Origin of the sequence: Bradyrhizobium sp. STM 3809, from assembly GCF_000239795.1 — a bacterium.
Taxonomy (GTDB): Bacteria; Pseudomonadota; Alphaproteobacteria; order Rhizobiales; family Xanthobacteraceae; genus Bradyrhizobium.
Genome location: NZ_CAFJ01000127.1, coordinates 1 through 2,897 on the forward strand (window position 1 = coordinate 1; position 2,897 = coordinate 2,897).

3 protein-coding genes and 1 pseudogene are annotated in these 2,897 nt (G+C 70.6%); 3 read left to right on the forward strand and 1 reads right to left on the reverse strand.

The genetic code is table 11. The annotated features are described in order from the left end of the window. Positions 1-641, forward strand: a 641-nt coding sequence (locus BRAS3809_RS06435) for an NAD(P)/FAD-dependent oxidoreductase (protein ID WP_035655540.1), incomplete at its 5' end; no start/stop codon positions are given. Positions 642-659: 18 nt separating this feature from the next. On the opposite strand, the gene BRAS3809_RS06440 is transcribed toward BRAS3809_RS06435, so the two are convergent. Further along, positions 660-1,583, reverse strand: a complete 924-nt coding sequence (locus BRAS3809_RS06440; RefSeq protein WP_008961288.1) for a 2-hydroxyacid dehydrogenase — start codon at positions 1,581-1,583, stop codon at positions 660-662. Positions 1,584-1,795: 212 nt separating this feature from the next. Here BRAS3809_RS06440 and BRAS3809_RS06445 point away from each other — a divergent pair, with 212 nt between their 5' ends. Together BRAS3809_RS06445 and BRAS3809_RS06450 are read left to right on the forward strand one after the other, a co-directional pair. Next, positions 1,796-2,692 (forward strand): GNAT family N-acetyltransferase, encoded by an 897-nt coding sequence (locus BRAS3809_RS06445; protein ID WP_008961289.1) that lies wholly within the window; start codon positions 1,796-1,798, stop codon positions 2,690-2,692. Between the two features lie 7 nt (positions 2,693-2,699). Next, positions 2,700-2,897: pseudogene (locus tag BRAS3809_RS06450) on the forward strand (cytochrome P450); the annotation flags it as partial.

A 2,897-nucleotide genomic window follows, 5' to 3' on the forward strand; every position in this document is an offset into this window, starting at 1 on the left:
CCAAGGGTTTTCGCCTCACCACGGCCAAGGGAAGCGTGAGCGCCGAGCAGGTGCTGCTCGCCACCGGCGCCACCACGCCGTCCACCTTCGGCTATTTCCGCCGCCGCATCATCGCCGTCGGCAGCTTCATCATCGCGACGCGGCCGCTGACGGAGGCCGAGGCGGACGCGGTGCTGCCCGGCCGCCGCACCTATGTCAACTCGATGAACATCGGCAACTACTTCCGCCTCTCGCCGGACAACCGCCTGATCTTCGGCGGCCGCGCGCGCTTCTCGGCGACGTCGGACCAGCAGTCCGACGCCCGAAGCGGCGCGATCCTGCGCGCGGCGATGGAGCGGATGTTCCCGCAGCTCACCGGCATCGCCATCGACTATTGCTGGGGCGGCCTGGTCGACATGACCGCCGACCGCTATCCGCGCGCCGGCCGCCAGGACGGGCTGTGGTACGCGATGGGCTATTCCGGCCACGGCGCGCAGCTCTCGACCCATCTCGGCATGATCATGGCCGATGCGATGCTCGGCCGGCCCGATCGCAACCCGATGAAGGACGCGCCCTGGCCGGTCGTGCCCGGCCATTACGGCAAGCCCTGGTTCCTGCCGTTCGTCGGCGCCTACTACAAGACCTTGGACTGGATCCGCTGAGCCGTGGCGCGCCTGCGATCAGTAGCCGCGGCTGCGGTCGACGAGGCCGACCGGATCGAGCCCGGCGCGATGCCGCTTGATGTTCTCGGCCACCGCGCGCGCCGCCGTCTCCGGCTGGGTGACGCTGGCGACATGCGGCGTGATCAGCACGCGAGGATGCCGCCACAGCGGATGATCCGCCGGCAGCGGCTCGGGATCGGTGACATCCAGCACGGCGCCGGCGAGATGCCCGCTGTCGAGTGCGGCGAGCAGCGCCGCCTGGTCGAGCTGCGCGCCGCGGCCGGTCTGCACCAGCGCGGCGCCGCGCGGCAGCCTGGCGAGCCGCCCGGCATCGAGCAGGCCGCGCGTCTGCGCCGTCAGCGGCAGCAGGCACACGAGGATGTCGGTGGTCGACAGCAGGAGGTCGAGACCGTCGGCGCCATGATGCGTGGTCACGCCCTCGATCGCGCGCGGGCTGCGGCTCCAGCCCGAAAGCGGAAAGCCGAACGGCTTGAGCCGCTCCAGCACCGCCTGCCCGAGCAGGCCGAGGCCGAGCACGCCGATGCGCCGGTCCTGCGCCTGCGGCTGCGGGATGGCGCGCCACAGCGGCTGCCGCTGCTGGTCGAGATAAGCGGGCCAGTTCCGGTGCAGTGCCAGCACGGCGAGCGTGACGTATTCCTGCATCATCCTGACGATGCCGTCCTCGACCATGCGCACGATTTTCACGCCTGGCGGCACCGACGCGGCATTGAACTGGTCGATGCCGGCGCCGATCGAGAACAGGATCTCGAGACGGCGGTAGGCGCCGAGGTCCGGCGGCACCAGCCAGGTGATCATGTAGCGGACGTCGTCGGCCTCGACCTGGGCCGGATCGATCGCGAACCGAAGATCCGGAATCTCGCGCGCGAGCACCTCGCGAAAGATCGCGCCGCGTGCGGCATCGGAGTTGAACAGGAAGGTCATGCGGTGATCCCAGCGGCCGGTCCGGCGCGTTGCGCCGATCATGGCAGAAGCGGCCTGCGTGACGTGCCGGATGCAGGGCAGGATTGAGAAGAATGTTGCGAAGTTCGCGCGCAGACGCGTCAATATGCGGAGCGCATGACGGCATGGTCGCCGTCCGCCGCATCGCGGCCGGGTGACGCGTGGCGGCCGGCGCGAAGACAGGGACTGCGGGCATGGACAATCCGGACGTCGAGTCGCGCATCGTCGACGTGTTCGAGATACGCCTGGCCGACATCGGCAGCGTCGATGTCGCGCAGCTGCTCGCGCTGTCGATCGCCGTCCAGTGGCCGCATCGCGCCGAGGATTGGCAGTTCATGCGCGGCATCGGCCGCGGCGTCGTCGCGCTCGACGAGATCGGCCGCGCCTTGGGATCGGCGATGTGGTTTCCCTACAGCGACGGCTTCGCCGCGGTCGGCATGGTCATCACCTCGCCGCGGCTGCAGGCGCTCGGCACCGGGCAATGGCTGATGCAGCGCGTGATGGCCGAATGCGGCGGCCGCACCTTGCGCCTCAACGCGACCCGCGCCGCCTATCGCCTCTACCGCTCGCTCGATTTCAAGCGCAGCCAGACGCTGTTCCAGTGCCAGGGCGAGGCGATCGCCCCGGACACGGCGGCCGCAGCGGCGGCCGGCCTCCGCGCCTTGACCGACGCCGATCTGCCGGCACTGATCGCGCTCGACGCCTCCGCCTATGGCGTCCGCCGCGCCGCGCTGATGACCGCGCTCCTCGCCCAGTCCTCCAGCCTCGGCCTGTTCCGCGCCGGGCGGCTGGTCGCCGTTGCGCTGTGCCGGCGGTTCGGACGCGGCCACGTCATCGGCCCCGTGGTCGCCTCCTGCGACAGCGACGCCATCGCCGTGGTGGCGCCGCACATCGCGGCCCATGCCGGCCAATTCCTCCGCCTCGACACCCACCGCCCCGGCGGCGAATTCCGCGATTTCCTCGCCCGCTCCGGCCTCGCTCTGTTCGACGCGGTCACCACGATGTCGCTCCGCCGCGACGCCACCATTGCCGTCCCGCGTATCCGGGACCGCCCGGCCAGCTACGGGGTCGTCAGCCAGGCTTTTGGTTAAGCGGGGAAGCCAGATCATCGCCAATATCAACATCGCGATCGGCGGCGGCATCAACGAGCCGCGCGACGCGCTGCTGACGATCCTCTACGGCCTGCTGACCAACCCGGACCAGCTGGCGGCCGTGCGCGCGGACAACAAATGGCGCGCCGCCTTCGAGGAAGGCGTGCGCTGGGTGGCGCCGATCCAGGCGAGCCCACGCCTGGTG

What these genes read in the sequence shown, in the direction of transcription:
- BRAS3809_RS06440 (WP_008961288.1), bottom strand. Translation starts at nt 1,583, where the DNA reads ATGACCTTCCTGTTCAACTCCGATGCCGCACGCGGCGCGATCTTTCGC.
- BRAS3809_RS06445 (WP_008961289.1), top strand. Translation starts at nt 1,796, where the DNA reads ATGGACAATCCGGACGTCGAGTCGCGCATCGTCGACGTGTTCGAGATA.